The organism is Streptomyces sp. NPDC048277 (genome assembly GCF_040652235.1).
Lineage (GTDB): Bacteria > Actinomycetota > Actinomycetes > Streptomycetales > Streptomycetaceae > Streptomyces.
The window spans coordinates 71,434-93,202 of the sequence record NZ_JBEZLQ010000037.1; the positions used below are offsets into that span (position 1 = coordinate 71,434).

At 70.3% G+C, this 21,769-nt stretch carries 18 protein-coding genes and 1 pseudogene; 8 read left to right on the forward strand and 11 right to left on the reverse strand.

All coding sequences use genetic code 11. From position 1 onward, the window contains the following. Positions 1–8 precede the first annotated feature (8 nt). Positions 9–2,465, reverse strand: coding sequence for a S8 family serine peptidase (locus AB0D85_RS47190; protein WP_362336050.1), 2,457 nt, complete (start codon positions 2,463–2,465; stop codon positions 9–11). A gap of 40 nt (positions 2,466–2,505) precedes the next feature. Continuing rightward, positions 2,506–2,955: pseudogene (locus tag AB0D85_RS47195) on the reverse strand (S8 family serine peptidase); the annotation flags it as partial. On the opposite strand from AB0D85_RS47195, the gene AB0D85_RS47200 reads away from it, so the two are divergent. After that, complete coding sequence (locus AB0D85_RS47200; RefSeq protein WP_362336119.1) at positions 2,897–3,040, forward strand: hypothetical protein; 144 nt, start codon at positions 2,897–2,899, stop codon at positions 3,038–3,040. The pseudogene AB0D85_RS47195 and the gene AB0D85_RS47200 sit on opposite strands and share 59 nt — an antisense overlap. Here the strand turns inward: AB0D85_RS47200 and AB0D85_RS47205 are convergent. Beyond that, on the reverse strand, positions 3,037–3,372 hold the full coding sequence (locus tag AB0D85_RS47205; protein WP_362336052.1) for a hypothetical protein: 336 nt from the start codon (positions 3,370–3,372) through the stop codon (positions 3,037–3,039). The genes AB0D85_RS47200 and AB0D85_RS47205 overlap by 4 nt on opposite strands. A 359-nt stretch (positions 3,373–3,731) precedes the next feature. On the opposite strand from AB0D85_RS47205, the gene AB0D85_RS47210 reads away from it, so the two are divergent. Beyond that, positions 3,732–7,532: a helix-turn-helix domain-containing protein gene (locus AB0D85_RS47210; RefSeq protein WP_362336055.1), complete on the forward strand. Its 3,801-nt coding sequence runs from the start codon at positions 3,732–3,734 to the stop codon at positions 7,530–7,532. 61 nt (positions 7,533–7,593) lie between these two features. On the opposite strand, the gene AB0D85_RS47215 is transcribed toward AB0D85_RS47210, so the two are convergent. Then, positions 7,594–8,301 carry a LysR substrate-binding domain-containing protein gene (locus tag AB0D85_RS47215; protein ID WP_362336110.1) on the reverse strand — a complete coding sequence of 236 codons (708 nt, stop codon included), beginning with the start codon at positions 8,299–8,301 and terminating at the stop codon, positions 7,594–7,596. A gap of 135 nt (positions 8,302–8,436) precedes the next feature. After that, positions 8,437–8,691, reverse strand: a complete 255-nt coding sequence (locus AB0D85_RS47220) for a hypothetical protein (protein ID WP_362336122.1) — start codon at positions 8,689–8,691, stop codon at positions 8,437–8,439. On the opposite strand from AB0D85_RS47220, the gene AB0D85_RS47225 reads away from it, so the two are divergent. Next, positions 8,635–8,853 (forward strand): hypothetical protein, encoded by a 219-nt coding sequence (locus AB0D85_RS47225; RefSeq protein ID WP_362336113.1) that lies wholly within the window; start codon positions 8,635–8,637, stop codon positions 8,851–8,853. The genes AB0D85_RS47220 and AB0D85_RS47225 overlap by 57 nt on opposite strands. 83 nt (positions 8,854–8,936) lie before the next feature. On the opposite strand, the gene AB0D85_RS47230 is transcribed toward AB0D85_RS47225, so the two are convergent. Then, positions 8,937–9,593: a TetR family transcriptional regulator gene (locus tag AB0D85_RS47230; protein ID WP_362336058.1), complete on the reverse strand. Its 657-nt coding sequence runs from the start codon at positions 9,591–9,593 to the stop codon at positions 8,937–8,939. 269 nt (positions 9,594–9,862) lie between these two features. On the opposite strand from AB0D85_RS47230, the gene AB0D85_RS47235 reads away from it, so the two are divergent. Together AB0D85_RS47235 and AB0D85_RS47240 are read left to right on the forward strand one after the other, a co-directional pair. Further along, entirely contained in the window at positions 9,863–10,105 is a 243-nt protein-coding gene (locus AB0D85_RS47235) for a hypothetical protein (RefSeq protein ID WP_362336061.1), read from the forward strand. Between the two features lie 15 nt (positions 10,106–10,120). Further along, entirely contained in the window at positions 10,121–11,038 is a 918-nt protein-coding gene (locus tag AB0D85_RS47240; RefSeq protein ID WP_362336064.1) for a cytochrome P450, read from the forward strand. Positions 11,039–11,099: 61 nt separating this feature from the next. Here the strand turns inward: AB0D85_RS47240 and AB0D85_RS47245 are convergent, their stop codons facing one another. The 4 genes from AB0D85_RS47245 to AB0D85_RS47260 all read right to left on the reverse strand — a co-directional run bounded on the left by AB0D85_RS47245 (position 11,100) and on the right by AB0D85_RS47260 (position 15,917). Further along, positions 11,100–12,524, reverse strand: coding sequence for an NAD(P)/FAD-dependent oxidoreductase (locus AB0D85_RS47245; protein ID WP_362336067.1), 1,425 nt, complete (start codon positions 12,522–12,524; stop codon positions 11,100–11,102). Between the two features lie 37 nt (positions 12,525–12,561). Further along, positions 12,562–14,388 carry an FAD-dependent oxidoreductase gene (locus AB0D85_RS47250; RefSeq protein WP_362336070.1) on the reverse strand — a complete coding sequence of 609 codons (1,827 nt, stop codon included), beginning with the start codon at positions 14,386–14,388 and terminating at the stop codon, positions 12,562–12,564. A 223-nt stretch (positions 14,389–14,611) separates the two neighbouring features. Then, on the reverse strand, positions 14,612–15,253 hold the full coding sequence (locus tag AB0D85_RS47255; protein ID WP_362336073.1) for a TetR/AcrR family transcriptional regulator: 642 nt from the start codon (positions 15,251–15,253) through the stop codon (positions 14,612–14,614). A 100-nt stretch (positions 15,254–15,353) separates the two neighbouring features. Then, the gene (locus AB0D85_RS47260) at positions 15,354–15,917 is read right to left on the reverse strand and encodes a TetR/AcrR family transcriptional regulator (protein ID WP_362336076.1); all 564 of its coding nucleotides are present in this window, start codon (positions 15,915–15,917) and stop codon (positions 15,354–15,356) included. A gap of 140 nt (positions 15,918–16,057) precedes the next feature. Here AB0D85_RS47260 and AB0D85_RS47265 point away from each other — a divergent pair, with 140 nt between their 5' ends. Beyond that, positions 16,058–17,293: an oxygenase MpaB family protein gene (locus AB0D85_RS47265; protein WP_362336079.1), complete on the forward strand. Its 1,236-nt coding sequence runs from the start codon at positions 16,058–16,060 to the stop codon at positions 17,291–17,293. Positions 17,294–17,316: 23 nt separating this feature from the next. On the opposite strand, the gene AB0D85_RS47270 is transcribed toward AB0D85_RS47265, so the two are convergent. Next, the gene (locus AB0D85_RS47270) at positions 17,317–18,498 is read right to left on the reverse strand and encodes a TetR/AcrR family transcriptional regulator (RefSeq protein ID WP_362336082.1); all 1,182 of its coding nucleotides are present in this window, start codon (positions 18,496–18,498) and stop codon (positions 17,317–17,319) included. Between the two features lie 192 nt (positions 18,499–18,690). On the opposite strand from AB0D85_RS47270, the gene AB0D85_RS47275 reads away from it, so the two are divergent. Continuing rightward, positions 18,691–20,538, forward strand: coding sequence for an AMP-dependent synthetase/ligase (locus AB0D85_RS47275; protein WP_362336085.1), 1,848 nt, complete (start codon positions 18,691–18,693; stop codon positions 20,536–20,538). 86 nt (positions 20,539–20,624) lie between these two features. Next, entirely contained in the window at positions 20,625–21,767 is a 1,143-nt protein-coding gene (locus AB0D85_RS47280; protein ID WP_362336088.1) for an acyl-CoA dehydrogenase family protein, read from the forward strand. Positions 21,768–21,769 lie beyond the last annotated feature (2 nt).

The following is a 21,769-nucleotide window of genomic DNA, read 5'->3' on the forward strand; positions in this document are numbered from 1 at the left end:
CGGTCAGGTCAGCTGACCGTGCGGTAGGCGTCGATCAGCGTCTGGGTGACGCGGTTGCCCCCGGTGTCGGTCGCGGTGGCCTTGAAGGAGACGGTGCCGGGTGTGGCCGGCTGCGTAAGGGTCACGGACCGCCTGCCGTCGGACGCTGTGTGGACTGCTGAGCCCTTCCAGGTGTGCCCGCCGTCGTACGACACCTGGACGGTGAGGGTGCGCAACGCGCCGGGGGCGGCGGCCGCGCCCCGGATCACCAGGGGAACGGTGATCCGGCTGCCCGCCCTGGCCGTGCTGTCCAGGCCGAGCCGGGGAGTGAACCGGACGACGGACAGGGGCATGGTGCCGGATCCGGGACTGGCGACGGGCCTGACGGCGAAGTCCCAGACGACGGAGACGCGGGTGCCGACGTGGTACACCGAGGCACTGCGGGAGGCGTCGACGGCCAGCCGGTAGCGGGCGGGACGGTCCGGGAACCCACTGCCGTTGAAGCAGTCCTCCTTGCGGTCCGCGACCACGGTGCCACCCGTGGAAAGCCGTGCGTGGACGGTGATCTCGGAAGCCTCGGGGTAACCGGCATGCCCGGCGCCGTCGTCGAACATCCCCAGGCAGATCCAGTACGCCTTGCCCTCGTAGGTGCCCGCGCCGTCGGCGCTGCCGAAGGACGGACCGAAGACGGCGGTGTTGAAGGTCTCCCGGTAGGTGTGGTCGGCCCGGTAGCGCCGGACCTGGGTCTGCCACGAGCCCAGGTCCCGGTGGGTCGCCGTGTCCAGGTAGTTGTCCAGCTCCCAGCGCAGGTCGGCCCCGGTGGACAGGTAGTGGATCCCGGAGACGGGCGCCTTCCGGGTGGCTCCTTCCACGGGACCGACGGCGAGGGCGAGCGCGTCCCAGCCGGGCACCTCCCAGCGGGTGTACGGCGTAGCCCGGGTGCCCGCGGCGACGGAGCCGACGGACATGACGACCTTGGCGAGTCCGTGTGCGGAAACCCTGCGGTCCAGGCCGGTGAACATGGTGCCCCTGCGGGTGACGACCAGGTCGTACTGCGGATCGGCGGCCCCGCGCTGCCAGATACCGCCGAACTGGACGATGAAGTCCTTCGGCGGGGCGCCGGGACCCGCCTGGGCCGCGAAGACATGCGTGTAGTCGTCCGTGAGGAGTGCGCCTGCGTAGTCGGTCGCGCCGCGGGCGGAGAAGGCCATCTGCGCTCCGCGCAACCGAGCCCCGGCGTCGGGGGCCCTGACGTGAACGGGCTTGGCGGTGCGGGCGTCCAGTGTCAGGGTGCGGTCACGGTCCATGACCAGCTTCGGGGTCACCAGCCAGGACACCGCGCCGCCCTGGGCGGACGGCAGGATCTGCGCGTCCAGTGTGTAGCGCCCCTTGGGCAGCCGGACCGTCACCACGCCGTCTTGGTCCTTGTCACCAGCGTCGTACGGGCGGTAGAGACGACCGCTGTCCAGGCCGCCGATGGTCAGGTCGGTGTCTGGGGCGGGCTTCCCGTCGCGGCCGGTGGCCCTGATCGTCAGGGTGTACGACTCCGCCTCGCGCACCACCCCGACCGGGGTGCGGACCGACTGGCCGTCGCCGGTCGCCGTGACGGCGGCGGACCAGGGCCCGTCAGCGAGCCCGTCCGCACGCGTGTCGGCGGTGACGGTGGCGTCGGCGGTGCCGTCGGCCGGGACGGTCAGCCGTGCGGGCGACAGGGTGAACACCCCCGTGGTGACGGCCCTGCCGCCCGGGGCGACCCGGTCGGTGAGAGCAAGGTCGAGGGTGACCGGACGGTCGCCGGTGTTGCGGTAGGTGACGGTACGACGGACTGGCTGGTCGTCGCCGTGCGGCCACAGCTGGACTCCAAGGTCGGCGGAGGCCGGCTCGGTGGTCACTGTCTGCCTGATCGCCCGGGCAAGATCGACGCGTCCCGCTCCCACCGCGTAGGCACCCTGGCCGGGCAGCGGTTTCGCGGAGGCCAGCAGAGCCGCCTTGATGCGCTGCCCGTTCCAATCAGGGTGTTCCTGGGCGACTATGGCGGCGGCACCCGCGGTCGCCGGGGTGGCCATCGAGGTGCCGGAGTAGGTGACGTAGCCCGGGGTCGCCTCGTCCTCGTCACTGCTGTGGGCGGCCTTGGCGGCGGTGATGTCGACGCCCGGCGCGGAGATGTCGGGCTTCAGGGCGGAGTCGGCCGTCGGCCCGCGGCTGGAGAAGTCGGCGAGCTTGTCATCGTGATCGACGGCGGCCACGGCCAGCGCCTGCTCCGCGGAGCCGGGTGAACCCATGGTCGCGTCGCCAGGGCCGTCGTTGCCCGCGGCGATGGTGAACAGGGCGCCCGAGGACTTCGACAGGTCGTTCACCGCCTGCTCGATGGGGTCCGCTCCGGCGAAGTCGGTGCTGCCCAGGCTCATGCTGACGATCTTCGCCCGCTGCTGTACCGCCCACTCCATGCCGGCCAGGACCCCCGGAGTCGCTGCCGCCTCCGTCATCGCCCAGCACCTTGCCCGCCAGCAGTCGCACGCCGGGAGCGACACCGACGTACTTCCCGTCGCTCCTGGCCCCGGATCCGGCCAGAGTGGAGGCGACGTGCGTGCCGTGCCCGTCCTTGTCGTCCGTGCTGCCGCTGCCGGAGAAGTCCTTCGTACCGGCGATGACGTGCTTCAGGTCAGGGTGGGTGGCGTCGATTCCGGTATCCAGGACCGCCACGTTGACGCCCTTGCCGTCGTAGCCCGCTTTCCATGCCTCGGGCGCCCCGATCTGGACGGGGCCGCCCTTCGGGTCCGGCGGCTGGACGGCCGTCGATGCCTTCGCCGTCGAATGCCGGACGGCTGCCAAGTGCAGGGCGGCCTGCGGCTTCCAGCGAGCGTCGAGCCAGATCCGCCCGATTCCGGGGGCGGTCGTCAGGCCCGGCGTCCCTCCGGTGAGCGGACCGGTCAGCGCCTCGAACACCCGCGCCGACCGCGCCTTGGACACGGTCATCGACTCCCCGCCGATGACGGGCAGTTGGCGTCGTATGTCGACGTCGGCAGCCCGCAGCGCCCGCTGCGCGCCGCGCCGCGCCTAATCCCGCGTGTACGACACGATCAGCGGCACATCGTGCCGGTGAGCGTCGTCGTAGCCGGCCGCCGCAAGGCCCGTCACATCAAACAACCGCCGGTCCAGACGGCCGTCCGCAAGCAGCCGGCCCACGTCGACCGGGACGACGTAGGTGTGCCCGGCGAAGCGCCGCACGGAGACCGGCACGCCAGCGCGTCCGGTGCCACGCTCGACCTTCGTCACCCGGCCCCGCGCGTCCAGGGCCACCCGATCGCCAGTGATCAGCGTGATCCGCTCGACGCTGCGGTCCGCGCCGATCCCCGCGTGCCACAAAGCCGATGGTGCCGCCGCGGTCGCCATCGGTGTCCATCCCCCGGTCAGGCTCACCAGAGCGACCGCCATGGCGCCCGCGAGCGCCGCCCTACTCCTCAAGCCGTTCCTGCGCGCTGTCCGCAATGTGGATTCCTTCCGAACGGGTCTGTGCCGTCACGACATCTGTCGATGCCACAACTGATGCTGAGGAGGCGGGAGTTGAATGGCAGCCCCGTTCATCAGGTCATTCAATCGAGCGGAGATCCGCAGGGTTGTCCGACGCGGTGGCTCATCACCTCTGTCATCAATGCCACATCTGTGTAGGAGAAGTGACGCCGGATCAGCGCGAGCCATACGTTGGCGAGGACCGGAACATTGACTTCAGCCATGAGGGGGTGATCGGATCCGTGGGGCGTCCGGAGAGACCGCTGGACCCGTCGGCCGGTCCCGTGCAGCGCCTCGCGCACGAGCTGCGGGAACTGCGCAAGGCCGCCGGCAGCCCGTCGTACCGGGCCATGGCCCAGGCGGTGGACTTCTCGGCCGCCACGTTGTCCCAGGCGGCGGGGGGAGAACGGCTGCCGTCGTCAGCCGTCGTCCAGGCGTATGCGCGGGCCTGCGGCGCGGATCCCGCGGAGTGGGAGCCACGGTGGAAGGCGGCGGAGGCCGAGACCGCGCTAGCCCGCGGAGCCGATGGTCTGGCACCGTACCGGGGGCTGGCGCCGTTCGGGCCGGACGACCACGAACTGTTCTTCGGCCGGGACCGGCTGATCGGAGAAGTACGAGAGCTGGTGCGCGGGCACCGCTTCGCCGTGGTGTTCGGCCCGTCCGGCAGCGGCAAGTCCTCCCTGCTGCGCGCCGGACTCGTCCCCCGTCTACGGGACGAGATCGAGAACCTGGATCACCCGGCGACGCTGCGGATCGTCACCCCTGGAGCCCAGCCGGCCACTACGCATGGACGGCTGCTGGCCCCGGCGGCTGGCGAGCCGGAGACCTGGTTGGTGGTGGACCAGTTCGAGGAGGTCTTCACCCTCTGCCGGGACCGTGCGGAGCGGGTCCGATTCATCGACCTGCTCCTCAGCGCGCGCGAGCCGGACTCCCGGCTGCGGGTGATCGTCGCGGTACGGGCGGACTTCTACGCCCGGTGCGCCGAGCACCGCGGACTGGCGGACGCACTACGCGGCTCGGGGCTGCTGGTCGGCGCGATGACGGCGGACGAACTCCGCGAGACGGTGGTCAAACCGGCGCAGGCCGCCGGACTCCTGGTGGAGCGGGAGCTGACCGCACGGATCGTGGCAGAGGTCCTGGACCGGCCCGGCGCCCTGCCGATGCTCTCCCACGCACTGCTGGAAACCTGGCGGCGGCGCTGGGGCCGACTGCTGACACAGGGCGCGTACGACTCGGCCGGCGGAGTGTCCGGAGCGATCGCGGCGAGCGCCGAGGAGGCCTACGGGCGGCTGTCCGCGGAACAAAAGTGCGCCGCCCGGCAGCTGTTGCTACGGCTCATCGCCCCCGGAGAGAACACATCCGACACCCGGCGCCCGCTCCTTGGGCCCGAGCTTCAGGACTGGACAGACCCTTCGGTGCCGTCCGTGGTCGAACGGCTGGCCGAGGCCAGGCTGTTGACCGTCGACGACGCGGGTGTGCAGCTCGCCCACGAGGCCCTGATCACCTGCTGGCCGCGGCTTCGGGACTGGCTGGAGGAGGACCGCGAGCGGCTGCGCCACCACCGGCGCCTGACCGGAGACACCCGCGCCTGGCTGGAGACCGGCCGTGACCCCGGGAGCCTGTACCGGGGCGCCAGGCTCGCCCGCGCACAGGAGATCTTCGCGGACGACGAGCGGGCCGACGGGCTGAACAGCGCACTGACCACCTCGGAGAAGGCATTCCTCACCGCCGCGGCCGAGGCCCGCTCAGCGGAACGCCGGACCGTCACCCGCACCACCCGCGGGGCTCGGCTGCTCGTCACCGCGCTCTGCGCAGTCGTGGCCGTGGCGCTGATCGTCGGCCAGAGCGCCTGGCACGATCGGCGGGACTCCGAGCGGCAGCGCACGGACACCACCGCCCGCGGCGTCGCCGCGACCGCCGACGGGATGCGCACCACCGACCCGCGAACCGCGATGCTGCTCGGCGTCGCCGCTTGGCGGATCTCCGCGCTGCCCGAGACCCGCCGCGCCCTGCTCGGCTCGCTCAGCCAGCCCGAACTGGACGTATTCACCGACCCCGCGCCCGGAGACCAGCCTCAGCGCGTCCTCACCGACTCCGGCCGCACCCTGTTCAGCGCGGACGGCCGCACCTGGCGGACCTGGGACATCGCCACGCACCGCCTCACCGCCTCGGGAAGGCAGCCGGACGGGGAAGTGACCGCCGTCGGTCCGGACGGACGGGTGCTCGCCGTCTCCACGGACGCCGGTGTCCGGTTGTGGGACACCCGTGAGAGACGGTGGACCGGCGCCCCGCGCCCGCTGCCGAGTTCCTCCCGTACGGCCTTCGGGGCCGACGGCCGTACGTACCTCACGAGCGACGCGACCGACGATCTGGTCCGGCTGCGCTCCGTCGCGGACGGCCGCGTGCTCTTCGAGACCAGGGCCACCGGTCCGTGGAACGCGACTCCCAGCGCGGACGGCCGGTTGCTGGCCGTCTGTGCCGCCGGACGGGCACCGCAGGTATGGCAGACGGACAGTCGCCGCGCCCTACCGGGTTCCTGGGCACAGGCCCATGGAGTCTGCCGTGGCTACGACGGGGGGCTCGTCCTCGGAGGCGGGACCGCCGGACGTACGGGCGGGGCACATGCCACGGTGCCGGAGACTCCCCCGGACGGGCGCCTCGCCGCCGTCACGGAGACCGGGATCCGGGTCTGGGACCTCCGGACCAATCGCCGGATCGCGGACATCGACGACCCCGGCACCCAGTACACCGCCTTCAGCCCGGACGGGGCCTTCCTGGCCACGCTCGGCCAGGAGATCAGGGTGTGGCGGCTGTCCGCCCCCGGCACCCCGGTGTTCCGGCACCCCCTGCCCAGCCAGCACCTCTCCGGCGACCTGGTCTGGGACCCCGCCCGCCCGGTCCTGCGCTACCGCGACGACAGCACCGTCCACTCCCTCGACCTCGAGGCCGCCGTCACCTCCCCATGGCGCGAACGCCCCCTGGACGGCACACTGCTGAGCCCGGACGGCCGTACCCTCGCCACCGCCGAACGTTCTGGAACCCGCTACCGCTTCCAGCTGCACGACACCCGCGACGGACACCTGTCACGGACCCTGCCGACCGTACCCCTGCCCGTCCTCCGGCACTCCGCACGCCCGCTCAAGCCGCAGGACACCGTGCCCCTGATGGCATTCAGCCCCGACGGCACCGCTCTCGCCTACGGCGTCTCCGCCCCCGACGGCAAGCCCGCCTCCCAGCGGTTCACGGTCTGGGACCTGGTCCGCGGCCGTACCCGGTCCGAACTGGACCTGGCGGCGCCCGAGTCCTTCGCGCCGGTCGTCCCCCTCGCCCTGGGCCCAGGCGGCCGGACCCTGTACACCGCCCGCGCCTCGGACAACACCCCCCTGGGCAACGAGGTCTGGGACACCCTGCGCCACCGCAGGACCAAGATCCTGGCCGCGCTGGCCAGCACCGACCTGGCCGTCCGCCCCGACGGCGGTCTCCTCGTCGGTGACGACCGTGCCGCCCGGCTGCCCGCCGGCGCCGTGACGGCCCACGCCCTGGGGCAGGGCGGCACGACCGGCGCCCTCGCCTTCAGTCCCGACGGCTCCCGCCTGGCGGTGGGCGACTGGACCGGACGCGTCGCCCTGTGGGACAGCGACCTCCGCCACTCACCAGGATTACTGCGGAACGTCTTTCCCTCCCCCTTCGTCGACGGCCCGGAAACCGTCAGCGCCCTCGCCTTCAGTCCCGACGGCCACACCCTGGCCGTCGGCGGCGACTCCGGCACCCTCCAGCTGTGGGACACCGCCACCCGGCAACCTCTCGGTGGCCCCCTGACCACACCGGGCGAGCCCGTCGACACCCTCGCCTTCAGCCCCGACAGCGGCACCCTTTACACAGGCAGCGCGCACGTCCCGCTCCAGCGGTACACCGTCGCCCCCTCCGACGCCGTAGCCCGGATCTGCGCCCGCGCCAACGCCGCCCTGAGCAGAGCGCAGTGGCGCACCCGGATACCCGACGAGCCCTACCGCGTCCTCTGCGCTCCGCCGCACACCGGCTGACCCGGGTACGGACACCGCGTCCAGGCGCTCGGACGAGCCAGGCGAGACAGCTGCAGGGGGTTCACCTGGCCGCAGCGCCCTGAGCGGACCGCACGAGTTCGTCGGCGATCCCCCTGAGTGACTCCAGTACGACGGAGACGCCGCTCCGGATCGCGTGTTCGGGACGCATGAGCACATCGATGTTCGGTACGGCCCGGACACCGCTGAGCGGGCGCAGGACCACCCCGGAGCCGACCGACGGCGCGGCCGTGTATCTCGGCAGCAGCGCGACCAGGTTCCCCTGAGCGACCATCGCCGCCGCGGTCGCGAAGTCGTTGATCCGGTGCACGACGCGCATCGGCCGACCGGCGGAGGCCGCGATCACCTCTAGGAGGTCGTCCGGGGAGAATCCGGGGTGCGTGGACACGAAGGGCTCGTCGACGAGGTCGTCCACCGGCACCCGTTCGCACCGGGCCAGCGGGTGGTCGGCGCGCACGGCCACATCCATGGGTTCGCGCAGTAGCGGCACGACCGACAGCCGGTCCGCCGACCAGGGTTGAGTGTGACTCATCCGGTGCGCGATGACCAGGTCGTACGACGCTGTCAGAACGGGGAAGGCGTCCCGTACCACGTCCTCGTCGACGCATTCGACCGGTGGGTGACCGACCTGGGACGACATGGCCACGAGAGCGGGGAAGAACGTAACTCCTGCACTGTGGAAGCCGGAGACCCTGACAACCGCCGACAGATCCCCGAGATAGTCGTCAACGCAGGCCTCGGCACACGGCAGGGCAGAGGCCTATTGGGCATCGACCCGTCAGCCCTTCGCCGTCTGGCCGACACGGGCGGGATTCCCGTGACCTGGGTCGGCCGCGAGCGCCGCTTCTCCCCGGCCGACGTCGCAGCGCTGACCGCCGGTTCGGCCTCACGGCACGGTGCTCCCACGACCGGTGATCAGGACCGTTTTCCCGCCCGTCCACTGCTGTGCCGTCCGCCGAACAGTGAACATGTCGACGTCGCCGGTGTCGCACACTTCTTCCAGCGCACCGCCGAGCACGCAGGCGGCCACTTCGCCGTCGAGGAGTTCGCCCTCGCGCCGGGCGTCACAGGTGCCACACCGCACGTGCACGAGGGGCACGACGAGTATCTCTACATTCTCGAGGGCCAGTTGACGCTCCACACCAGGGACGGGAGGCATCCGTCGGCCCCGGACATCTGCTGGCTGCGACCCGCGGTACCCCGCACGGCTTCCGCAACGCAGGGCCGGTCGTCGCACGCACCCTGTGCCTCTACACCCCGGCCGGCCACGAACATTACTTCCGTGATGTTCATGCTGCCGTGAGCCCTGGGGCCGTCTGACCGTGGGCAAGTCACGTCTCGACAAGCCTTGCCCCTCGCCGGGCGTGTCGCGGGCCGACCGTCACCTCACACCTCCGGCTCCAGCGGTGTCCGCCACAGGCTGACGATCGCGTCGATGAGCGCGGTGGAGGAGTCGTCCCAGGAAAGGCGGTAGGTAGGAGTGGCGTCCGCGAGGGCGCGTTCCCGCTCGACGCACATCTGCACCGTCAGATGACGTGCCATGACAGCGCGTTCGACGATCACCTCGGTGGGCAGGCCGGGCAGGCACCGGGCCAGTCCGTCCTCGTAGTACCGCAGCGAGGGGGCCATCGCGAGGGACTCTTCGACCACGATCGCGTAGAGGGTCGGGTCGGCCATGATCTGGGCGGCGAAACGCGCGTACCAGGTAGGACTGCCCAGCGCGTCCAAGTGCTCGGTGACCGGGCGGACCAGACAGGCGACCCATGACCGCAGTTCGGTGGAGTCGCCGAGGGCGGCCACCATGCCGACGCGCCTGCGCTCAATCTGCTCACCGTGCCGGTGGGCGATCGCGCGAACCAGGTCGGCCTTGGTACCGAAGTGGTAGTTGACCGCGGCGATGTTCCCCTGTCCGGCGGCCTCGCTGATCTGCCGGTGAGTGACTGCGTGCACCCCGCGCTCGGCGAACAGACGCTCGGCCTCCGTCAGCAGCACCTCCCGTGTGCTGCTGGCCCGTTCGTCGCGTCGCCGCGTCCTGCCTGCCATCGTCACCTCATCACGACCGTGCACCGCCCGCGCCGACAAAGTCGGCACCGCCGGGCCCACAAAAAGGACAGCGTAAGCCCAACTCGAAGCCCCGGCCGCACGGGCGGCTCACGCGACCGTGTAAGCCCTTGCCCCCTACTTCCTGTTCCCCTGAGCCGCCTTGAACGGACGCCTTCACTTCGCTAGTTTAATACAAACGTTTGCATTAAGTGTCGTGCGATCACGGCCCACATCCGAGTCCTACTCCTGCCCCCACCTGGAGGTTCCCCATGACAGCCACCACTCCACTGCCCCTCGCCCGTACCTGCCCGTTCGCCCCCGTGCCGGAGCACGTCCGCTTACGCCAGGAAGAACCCGTCGCCCGGGTCACGCTGCCCAGCGGCTCCCAGGTGTGGGCGATCACCCGGCACGAGGACGTCCGGGCGATGCTGGCGAGCCCGCACTTCAGCGCCAACCGCACCCGCCCCGGCATCCCGCACATGTCCACCGCTCGCACGCACGCGGAGCCCTGAGCCCCGCTGACCACCGTGGACGGGGCCGAGCACCTCAGCCAACGACGCTGGGTGACCGGGGAGTTCACCCTGAAACGCATCGCCGCGCTGGAGCCGCGGCTCCAGCAGATCGTCGACGAGCGCGTCGACGCGCTGCTCGCCGGCCCGCGCCCCGCCGACCTGGTCGAGACGCTCGCGCTCCCGGTCCCGTCGCTGGCCATCTGCGAACTGCTCGGTGTGCCCTACCGCGACCACGGGTTCTTCCAGGAACGGACCAACACCATGCTGCGCCGGACGGCGGCCCGCGCGGAGCAGGGCGCGGCCATGCTCGAACTGAACGCCTACCTCGACGAGCTGCTGGCGCACAAACAGCGAGAGCCCGGCGACGATCTGCTCACCCGGCTGCTGGACAGGACGGGGGACCGCAAGATGTCCGCCGGTTTCGGGGTCCTGCTGCTGGTCGCCGGCCACGAGACCACCGCGAACATGATCTCCCTCGGCACGATGACACTGCTGGAGAACCCACAGTCGCTCGCGGCGTTGCGCGACGACCCGACGAAGACGCCCGGCGCGGTAGAGGAGATGCTGCGGTACTTCACCATCGGCGAATACGCGGTGGTCCGGGTCGCGGTCGAGGACACGGAGATCGGCGGCACGACCATTCGCGCGGGTGAGGGCGTGATCGCGCTCAGCAACACGGCCAACCGGGATCCGGACGCCTTCGATGATCCCGACCTGTTCGACGTCACCCGAGACGCCCGGGCGCACCTGGGCTTCGGCTACGGGTCGCGCTCCTGCCTGGGACAGAACCCCGCCCGGGCGGAACTGCGCATCGTCTTCGACACCCTGCTCCGCCGGATACCCGGACTGCGTCTGGCTCAGCCGGTCGACAAGCTGTCGTTCAAGGAGGAGGGCGTGGTGTACCGCCTGCACGAACTGCCAGTGGCCTGGTAGCACGCGCCCGAACGTCCGGAAACGGCTCGTACCCGAGCCACCGCCCTGGGCGTCCAGCCATTCACAGGCGCCGGATCAGGCGCCGGTAACGGGCTGCGCGGTAGGGCCAGTTGGTGGTGACTCTGCCGGTGGCGGTCTTGTACCAGCTGTTGCAGCCCGCCTCCCAGACGGTGGTGCGCAGTGCGTCGTCCAGGTCGCGCTGGAAGATCTCGAAGGCGCGTGCCGGCACCTCGGTCTCCTGACGACCCTCGCGAGTCATCGCGGTCAGGGTGTCGAGCACGTGGCGCACCTGGGTCTCGATCATGAAGACGACGGAGTTGTTGCCGAGGTTGGTGTTCGGGCCGTAGAGCAGGAAGAGGTTGGGGAAGCCGGGTACGGTCATGCCGAGATGGGCGGCCGCGCCGTCGGCCCAGGCCTGTTCGCGCAGCAGTTGCCCGCTGCGGCCTGTGATGGTCATCGGGGCGAGGAATTCGGTGGCGGTGAATCCGGTGCCGTGGATCAGCGTGTCGAGGACGTGCTCCGTTCCGTCGGCGGTTTGTACGCCGCGGGGGGTGATCCGGACGATCTTCTCGGTGACCACTTCGACGTTGTCCCTGGCGAGTGCGGGGTAGTACTCGTCGGAGATCAGGATGCGCTTGCAGCCGAGCGGGAAGTCGGGGGTCAGGGCGGTACGCAGGGCCGGGTCCGGGATCTGGGTGCGCAGTTGGCGGCGGCACAGGTACTCCACCAGTCGGCCCAGACGGCCCCCGCGCACGGCGGAGTACAGCACCGTGTCGCCGAAGGCGAACCACCCGCCGCGGAAGGCCAGCCGGCCGACCGCCGTTCTGAACAGGGTCCGGTGGACCGGGCCGTAGCCGTAGTCCCATTTGGGCATGACCCAGTTCGGGGACCGTTGGAAGACCGTGAGGGTGCGTGCCTGCGGGGCGATCCGCGGGATGAACTGGACGGCACTGGGGCCGGTGCCGATCACGCCGACCCGCTCGCCGGTGAGGTCGTGGCCGTGGTCCCAGCGGGCCGAGTGGAAGGAGGTGCCGGCGAACTCGGCGAGGCCCTCGTAGTCGGGGAACTTGGGCCGGTTCAGCTGGCCGACCGCGGTCACCAGGATCCGGGCGCGGCGGCAGCCGCCGTCGGCGGTGCGCAGCTCCCACTCATGAGCGGCTTCGTCGTAGTGCGCGGTGGTGATCTCGGTGCCGAACCGGATGTGCAGCCGGATGGCGTAGGTGTCCGCGCACTCCTCCAGATACCGCAGGAGTTCCGGCTGGAGCGGATAGGCGCGGCTCCAGTCGGCGCGTGGTGCGAAGGAATAGGAGTAGAGGTGGGACGGTACGTCGCAGCCCGCGCCGGGGTAGGTGTTGTCCCGCCACACTCCGCCGAGGCTGTCGCCTTTCTCGTACACGGTGAAGGAGGTGACGCCAGCCTGCCGAAGGCGGATGGCCATGCACAGGCCGGCGAACCCCGCGCCGATGACGGCGACATGATCTGTCATCCGGTCGATTCCGTTCGGTGTGCAGGAGCGGGCCGGGTCACGGCCACAGGGGGTCGATGACGTCGAACGCATTGGGCAACCGGAAGGTGTAGTCAAGGTCGTCCTTGGCCCAGAACGTCTGCATCTCGGGTGGCTCGAACAGCGCCTGGATCGTGGCCCGGGCAGCCGTGGAGCCCGAGGCGTCGAGGATCGCGTTGGCCGCGGCCCGGCCCGCCTCGTTGGCGCCTTCCATCGTCGCGAGGTTGATCTTGCTCCGCACGTAGTCCGCGGCGAGGAACAGGTTGGGGATCGCGGTGGCGGCCTCGGGTCGGTTGGCCCAGGAGCCCGCGGTGTTGACCAGCAGCGGCTCGTCGTTGGCCACCGCGGAGGTGCCCTCTCCGGTGATGGCGGTGTCGACGAACCAGGAGTGGATGATCGAGTCGGGCAGGACTGTGTCACCGTTGGGCAGGGATGCGCGGATCTGGGCGAGGATCTCGTCGACGATCTGCTGGCGGGTGCACTGCCGGGCGGACTTGCCGTACAAGATGCCGGCGTTGTCCCAGTTGGACAGGTCCACCGACAGGCAGTCCACGACCGAGCCGTCACCGAAGGCCGAGGCGAAGTCGTCCTTCCAAAACTGTGCCTGACTGATCGACGTGAGTGCCCAGGGCTGACCGACGTAGCCGACGTGACCGTCCGAGATGGGCACCGGGCTGGTCGTGTAGATCATGACGCCGTTCATCCAGTCGGTCTGCAGCGCCGAGAGCTTCTTCAGATCCGGAGCGGCGGCCAGGATCTGGGAGTTGAGCAGCGGAACCGCCCGCTCCACGGGGACGGCCAGGACATACCAGTCGGCGTTGATCGCGGCCGAGGCGCCGGTGGGGTCGGTGGCGGTGGCCCCGGTGATCTGACCGCCGCTGTAGGTGAGGCCGGTGACGGTGTAGCCCACCGAGAAGGTCACGCCGAGGCTCTTGAGATAGGTGATCCACGGGTTGATGAAGACCTCGTTGGTCGGCCCGTCGAGTAACTGGTCGGGGTTGCTGTAGTTGCCGCGTTTGAAGGTGGCGTTGAGCCATGCCTCCAGCATCAGCCCCATGGTGCGGGAGTTGGCCTTGTCCGGTTTGGCGGCGACGAGCGTCGAGGTGAACAGGTTCACGAGGAGTTCCTTGCCGGACTCCGACATCCTGCTCATGCCGACGAAGTCGGAGTAGCCGGTGTTCTCCCACTGGCCCATGCGCCGTTTGGGCCCGCTGGTGAGGAAGGTGACGACCTTGCTGGCGAAGAGCAGGATGTCGTTGAGCGGTACGTTCGCGATCCCCTGGATGGCCGTCTTGAGGTAGTCCAGCAGGGCCTGGGGTGTGTAGGTGCTCGGGCTGTCCAGCGCGGTGGGCAGGTAGTAGGCGTCCCCTTTCCAGGCGCCCATCTCCTTCGACGCCGCGACGAGGTTGCCCTTGACGCCGTTGGCGTTGCCGGAGAACGGGATCCTGCTCATGGTCTCGGGGATGTTCTGGTAGAAGCCCGGGAAGAAACGGAACCCGTGCTCCCCCGGCAGGTCCGCCCGTCCCCCGGTGCCGGTTCCGCTGACGGGGATGCTGCGGGCCTTGCCGCCCAGTTCCTTGCGTTCGTAGACGCTGACCTGAAAGCCCCGTTCGGCCAGCTCGTGCGCCACGGTGAGGCCTCCGATGCCGCCCCCGATCACCGCCACGCGCCGGCCGGTGGCGGCTGCGGCCGTCGCCGTCCGGGTCTGTGCTCTGGCCGGCACTGCGCCCACCACGGACATCGTCGCGGCGACCGCGGCCGCCCCGGCGATGCCTGTGACGAGAGTGCGGCGCGGTATGACGCCGTGGCCGTCGTCTCTGCCGCTTGGTGCCAAGGATTGGTTCATCACGGCTCCCAACTTCCGACACAACTGTCGGTTACGGGGGCTCACTATGGGCGCGCCCATACGAACGGTCAACCCCCCGCGCAGAGTTGACGTTGCATCACTGAAAGTCGGAAAGTGCGAAGGCGGCCCGGGCCGGCCGTCCGCGCCTGCGGATCGGCATGGCCGTGCGACCGCAGGCAGGACCATCGTCGCGCCGGCCCCGAGACCCGTCGGCAGGCCGCCGTCAGTGCAGTTGGTCGGGCTGTTCGCCGAAACGGGCCATGCCGTTCCACAGCAGCCGCTCGGCAGTGCTCACCAGCGTGTCGCGACTGGTCTCCGGGTGCCGCAGCCACCAACGGGCCAGCCCGTTGAGCCCGTTGACCAGCAGTTCGACGGTCAGTTCCGCCTCGGCCGAGAGGGGGTCCAGACCGATGCGTCGCAGGTCCTCGCCCAGCATCGAGGTCACGACCTTGATCCGGGCATCCCAGTAGCCGATCCGGACGGCCTCGATCTCGGGATCGCCGTCGTCGGTGAGGTCATAGAGCACCGTGCGGGCCGCCGGAGAGCGTTCGGCGAAAGCGAAGAACGCGCCGATCGTGGCGCGCATACGCTCCCGAGGGTCGCCGCTGCCCGTGATGCCGGCCCCCACCTGCGCGATGAGCAGCGAGTTCAGTTCCGCCAGCACGTTCAGGTACAGCACCTGCTTGGAGGGAAAGTGATCGTAGAGCACGGGCCTGGCCACCCCTGCGGCGTCGCTGATGTCCCCCATCGACGCCGCGCCGTACCCCTTGTGGGCGAACACCTCGACCGCCGCGGCCAGGATGCCCGCGCGCCGGGCAGGGCCGCGCATCCGCTTCTTCGGGCTCACATCCGAGGTCTCCGCCATCGTTTCCCCCCCATCGTCCCGGGTGCCCGCCGCCCAGGTTAGCCCATTCAACCGACAATGCTGTCAGGTATTGGGTGAACCACTCGCCCACTGCTCGCATTCAGCCGTTGGCCCTGAGATAGCCGAGGGCCAGCAGGGTGAGCTCGTCGAGGAAGCGGTCACGCGGAATCGGCGGCCGGTCGAGGAGATAGCGCACGGTGAGGTGTTCGACTGCCTGCACCATCACCCAGACCGCGGCGTCCAGCGGTGCGCCGGCGCGCAGGGTTTCGCGGCGTGTCGTCAGATAGGCAAGCGCCAGCTCGCCTATTCGCTGTTCGAAAGCCCGCAGTCGGTGGCCACCGTCGAGCCTCGGACCGTGTTCGAAGACAGTGCGCAGGAACCCCGGCTCGACATCGAGCCCGCCCAGCAGCACTTCGATCGTGGTCCGTACGACGACCGGCGCGGGCTGGTCGAACTGGCCCACCAGACAAGCCGCGACACGGGACAGCAGTTGATCACTGTAACGCTCGACGACCGCGAGCACGACGGCGTCCTTGTTCGGGAAGTACTGGTACAGCGAGCCGGGGCTGACGCCGGCCGCTGCCGCGATCCGGTTGGTCGACGCGCCGTCGTAGCCGTGTTCCGCGAGAGTCCGACGGGTCGCGTCGAAAATGCGCTCGACCATCGCCTTGGACCGGTCCTGGCGCGGTGTCTTCCGTGGTGACGTGCGAGCACTCGTGGCACGTGGCGGGGTGCGGCGGGGCGATGGCATCGCGGTCAGAACGCGAATTGAACGCGAGTACGAACCGGTGTCAGCATCCGCTCATGCTCCCACAACAGTCACCGCCGCGATCCCGGTATCCGCGGCGATTCCGTGAGACCGAGAGCGTCAACCGGCGTCTGGGTAGGCCGTTACGGCTACTGCTGCGGCAGGGCGAGCCTGATCCCGCGCTGCTGGACACCATCGGCCACCGGCTGACGGAACGCGACGAGGCCGGGGCGGCGTTGGTCCGGGCGATGCGGATCACCGACGCGACGCATCCGGACCGGGTGACGATGCGGCAGTTCCAGCAGGCGCTCGCCGATGGCGTCGACGCCCTCGGTGATCCCCCCGCGCCCCTGCGGGACTTCTTCGCGCTGGTGGACCACGTTCCCGACTGGGTGGACTTCGACCTGGTCAACGAGGGCGGCCGGGTGGTCCGCCGGTTCGGCCGGAACTCGGCGGACGTGCTCCTCCAGTTGGCGCTGATCGGCTCGTACCGGTTCGGCGGTGCGGCGGATCTGCTGGTCGAGACCGGAGGCCTGGCCGGAGCCGCGGCCCTGCGCAGGCTCGCCGAGACCCAGCACTGGACGGTCACGGTCGCCGGGGACGACGCGCTGCGGCGCGGCGGAGAGGGCTTCCGGCTCACGGTGCAGGTCCGTCTCATGCACGCCCTGATCAATCATGAGTTCGAGACCAACGGCCGCTGGGACGCGGAGCGCTGGGGACTGCCGGTCAACCGGTCCGACCTGGCTTCCACCCTCGGCCTGTTCAGCGCCGTACAGCTCCTCGGTGTGCGCATGCTCGGCGTCCGCGTGACACGCGCCGAGTCGCGTGCGGTCATGCACCTGTGGAAGTACATCGGCTGGCTCATCGGCGTCGACGAGGACTGGCTGAACGACTCCGAACGCGATCAGCACCGGCTCAACTACCACCTGCTCCTTACCCAGAGCTACGGCAGCCTCGCGAGCCCCACTTTGGCGAACGCGGCCGTCGAGGCACAGAGAGCTCTGCACTTCCGTCGGCTGGCCGGGCTTCGGCGTGCATACGCCCGCGCGCGGCTGCTCAGCATGCTCGGCTACTTCCTCGGCCGCCAGGGCATGCGGGACCTAGGGCTGCCTCCCGCCCTGCCCTGGGCCGTGCCGCCCCTGGTCGCGGCCAACCTGCTGCGCTACGGGACACTCGGCCGGACCGCCGTCGGCCGCCGGGTCCTGCTGCGCAGCGGCGATCGGTTCATACGTCGGCATCTGCGCCACTACTTCGGCGAACATGCTGCCGAGATCGGGCCGTCCGGCCGGTGAAGCCCTGCTCGGGGGCTGACGCGTCAGTCGCCACGAGGCAGTGCCAGTATCCGGCGGACCAGGACCCCCACGGGTTCCTCGGCGTCCGTCGACTCTCCCGAACGGGCCAGGTCCGTCACCATGTTCAGCGCCGCGTGCACCCGGAACCGCAACACTGCCGCCGGTTGATCGGCGTCGAGCTCCGCCAGCAGCGCGACCCAGGTGTCGATGTGCCGGCGCTGCGCGACCCGCAGCCGATGGCGGTCGGCAGACGGCAGGCTCCCATTCTGCTCGACGTAGACTGCGGGCAGCTCCGGATGCCTGAAGTTGAGGCGCACGTAGGCCTCGACGAGCCGACGGACCCCTTTCTCGGGGGTGTCCGCGCCCTCCAGCGCCTCGGCGGTGGCGAGTTCGAGGCGGCTGCTGGCCCGGTAGTACGCGGCGGCGAGCAGTTCGGCCTTGCCCGCGAAGTGCCGGTAGACGCTGGAGGCGTTGATGCCCGCCGCCGCACCGATGTCGGAGATGCTCACCTCGTGGTAGCCGCGCTCGTGGAACAGCCGGACGGCCTCGGCCAGCAGCCGCTCCCGGCGCGGCAGCAGCGCACCGGGATCCGTCCGGTACTCCCCGGGCGCGGAGCCGACACGTGCGGGCAGCTCGGTGGTCAGCACGGCTGTGGCGCAGTCCAGCACGACTCGTTCGGCCTTGATCCTGGTGAGTGACGCGCGGTGCGTGGCGGGGCTGCGGATCACGCTGAGTGCGGCGGCCACCAGGGTGGCGGCGTCCTGCTCGGCCAGTTCCGGCCGCGCGCCGATGAGCAGGCCCCGGAGTTCTCGTACGGCCTCGTCGAACCGCTCGGCCAGCAGCGCTCGCCGCCCCGGTTCGAGATGGCGGCCCTGCCCCTGGTAGAGCCGGGCCACTGTCCGGCATTCGAAGGTCTGTCGCACCAGGGCCGGAACCAGGATCCGCAGCCGCTCCCCTGGCGCCGCCGTCGTGTCCGCCGACTTCACCACTGCGCTGAAGCTCGCGACGAGTTCGTCCAGCGCGGCCGCAAGGACGGCCTGCTTGGTGGGGAAGTGCCGGTAGAGCGCCGGGCCGGTGATGCCCAGCTGTTGCGCGATGTCCTCGATGCCGACGTCGTGGTAACCCCGCGTGCAGAACATCTCGGCCGCGGTGCGCACGATCGTCGCCTTGCGGTCCTTGGGCCGTCGCTGCTGAGAAGTCGGCATGCGGAGAGTGTAACCAGCCCTGCGAAGTGACCCGCTGATCGCTCACACAGTCCGTCTCCCATGCTTCTCAACTGCTCAGAAGACCTTCTAAGTTAGTTTCCATTCGCATCCATTGACACCTCGTCATCGATGGGACTGTCATAGGGAAGAGCACCACCGCAAGCCCACGACACTCGACGAAGGGAGCGGCCCATGGTCACCGCGTCCGAGGTCAGTCACGCGGTCGGACACTGGACCGTGCCGCGCCTGCTGCGACGCAATGCCACCGAGTTCGCGGATCTGCCCGCACTCACCGGGCCGCACGGGCCGGGGCAATTGAACTGGACCTGGCGCGAGTTGCACGCGGAGGTGCTGGCGCTCGCCCATGGGCTGCATGCGACGGGAGTGCGCCGCGGCGACCGGTTACTCATCGCGATGTCGAGCCGGCCGGAACACTGGGCGGTCGACTTCGCGGCGACGTACCTGGAGGCCATACCGTGCACCGTCTATGCCACCCTGAGTCCGCGTCAGATCCGGCAGGTGGCCCTGCACAGCGGTGCGACGGTGGTGGTGCTCGAAGGAGCCACCGAGCTGGAACGCTGGCGCGCGACGCTCGCCGCCATGCCTTCGCTGCACACCGCCGTCGTGCTGGACCCGCGGGCGACGCTGCCGGAGCCTCAGGAGGCGGGCCCGCGGTACGTGCGCTACACCGACCTCACGGAACAGGGCCACGAACTCCACCGTCTCGCCCCTGACTTCGCGCAGCGCTGGACCGAGGCGGTCGGGCAGGACGACCCCGTCTGCATGGTCTACACCTCGGGTACGACGGGAGAACCGAAGGGTGTGGTGCTCTCCCACCGCAATGTCCTGCATCAGTGTGCCGCCCAGGAACTCATCCACGGCGGGCCCGCGCATCCTCGGCTGGTCGCCTACCTGCCGCTCGCGCACATCGCGGAGCGTGCCCTCGGCATGTACCTCCCTGTCTACACCGCCGGCCATGTGACGGTCTGCCCGGATCCCGCGCTGCTTGCCGCCACCTTGACGGCGGTGCGCCCCGAAGGCTTCTTCGGGGTGCCGCGGGTGTGGGAGAAGTTCGCCTCCGCCGCGCAGGCGGCGCTGTCCGGGCTCGACGAGCCGACCCGCCGGACGGTGGACGCCGCGCGGCAGCTGGCCGCCCGCGCGTACCGCATCCGCTCCACCGGCGATGCTCTCCCGCCCGCACTGGCCGACGAACTGGCCCGGGCCGACCAGGCCGTGCTGCGGCCGTTGCGCGAGCGGCTGGGGCTGGCCGACGCGGTCCGGCTGGGCAGCGGCGCCGCTCCCGTCCCGGCCGCGGTGCTGGAGTTCTTCGGCGAGCTGAGACTGACGATCATGGAGGTGTGGGGTCTGTCCGAGACCGCCGGCGCCGCCACCAGCGCCCTCCCGACGAGGTACCGGGCCGGCACGGTCGGACTGCCCGTGCCCGGCATGGAGGTCCGTCTTGCCGCGGACGGCGAGATCGTGGTCCGCGGTCCGCTCGTGTTCCTCGGCTATCTCCAGGCGCACGGCGGGATCGAACCGGCGACGGACGCGAAGGGCTGGCTGGCCACCGGCGACGTCGGCACCTTCGACCCGGACGGCATGCTGCGGATCACCGACCGCAAGAAGGAACTCATCATCACCGCGAGTGGCAAGAACATCGCCCCCAGCCGCGTGGAGTCCCTGCTGCGGGCTCACCCGTTGATCGGCTACGCCGCGGTGACGGGTGATCGCCGCCCCTATCTGACCGCCCTGCTGGTGCTCGATGAAGAGACCACCCCGGCATGGGCGAAGGCCAACGGCCTGACCGGCACCTGCATCAAGGAGTTGGCGGCCGAGCCACGCATCAGGGCGGAGCTGTCCGCCGCGGTCGAGCGGGCCAACGCCGAACTGTCCAGGCCCGAGCAGGTCAAGGCCTTCCATGTGCTGGACCGGTCCTGGGGACCGGACACCGGAGAGCTCACCCCCAAGCTCTCGCTCAAGCGTCGCGTGATCGAGCAGCGGTACGCGGCCGAGATCGACGCCTTGTACGCACCCCGCTGACGCACCTGTGAAGTGCGGCAGGAGGCCGCCGCACCCCCACGCACGGCCGTCTTCCCCCCTGCAACAACCCGACAAGAGGTGCCGTAGTGAACGACTCACCGACCCTTGAGCAGCGGGACTTCACCGCAGCGCTCACCGACTTCTGCCGACGCGAGTGCGGCACCCGCGAGCAACGGGACGAACTCACCGACGGTGGCAGCCATCAGCACAATCCCGAGTTGTACCGGAGGATGGCCGAGCTGGGCTGGCTGGGCATCGCGATCCCCGAGGAGTACGGCGGCGGGGGCCGGGGCATGGCCGAGCTGGCGCTGTTCCTGGAGACCACCGCCTACTGGCAGGCCCCGATCGGCGGGTTCGCCACGTCGGCGATCGCTGCCGCCTCGTACCAGAAGTTCGGTACCGAGGAGCAGAAGCAGCGCGTGCTCGGTGACTTCCTCAAGGGCGGGGTCCTCGCCATCTCGATGTCCGAGCCCGGCGCGGGCTCGGACGTGGCCGCGCTGTCCTGCAAGGCCGAGCGCCGTCGCGGCGGCTGGGTGGTCAACGGCCAGAAGACGTGGTGCTCCAATGCCCATCTGGCGGAGCACATCCTGCTGGTCGCCCGCACCTCGGCCACCGGTACCAAGCACGAGGGCCTGACCATGTTCTCGGTGCCGCCGACGGCCGAAGGACTGGACATCCACGGCATCCGGACCCTGGGCGGCCCCGACGTCAACGACCTCTACTTCACCGACTGTTTCCTGCCCGAGGACGCCGTGGTCGGGGAGGTCGGCCAGGGCTGGCGGCAGCTGATGGCCGGCCTGAACCTGGAACGGATGATCCTGGCCGCGAGCATGCTCGGCGCGGCCCGGCGCGCCTTCGATGACACCCTGGAGTACGTCAAGGGGCGCCACCAGTTCGGCCGTCCTGTTGGCACCTTCCAGGCGCTGCGGCACCGGATCGCCGACCACGCCACGGAGCTGGAGTGCACCCGCCTGCTCGTCCATGACGTGGCGCGCCGCATCGACGCCGAGCCGGGGCGCATGCTGCCGCGCGAGGCGTCGATGGCCAAGCTCAAAGCCACGGAACTCGCCAAGGCGATGGCCCTGGAGGGCATGCAGATGATGGGCGGCTACGGCTACGCGCTGGAGTACGGCATGGAGCGCATGCTCCGCACGACGGTGGTGTCCACCGTGTATGGCGGGACCAGCGAGATCCAGCGCGACATCATCGGCAAGAGCTACGGGCTGTGACA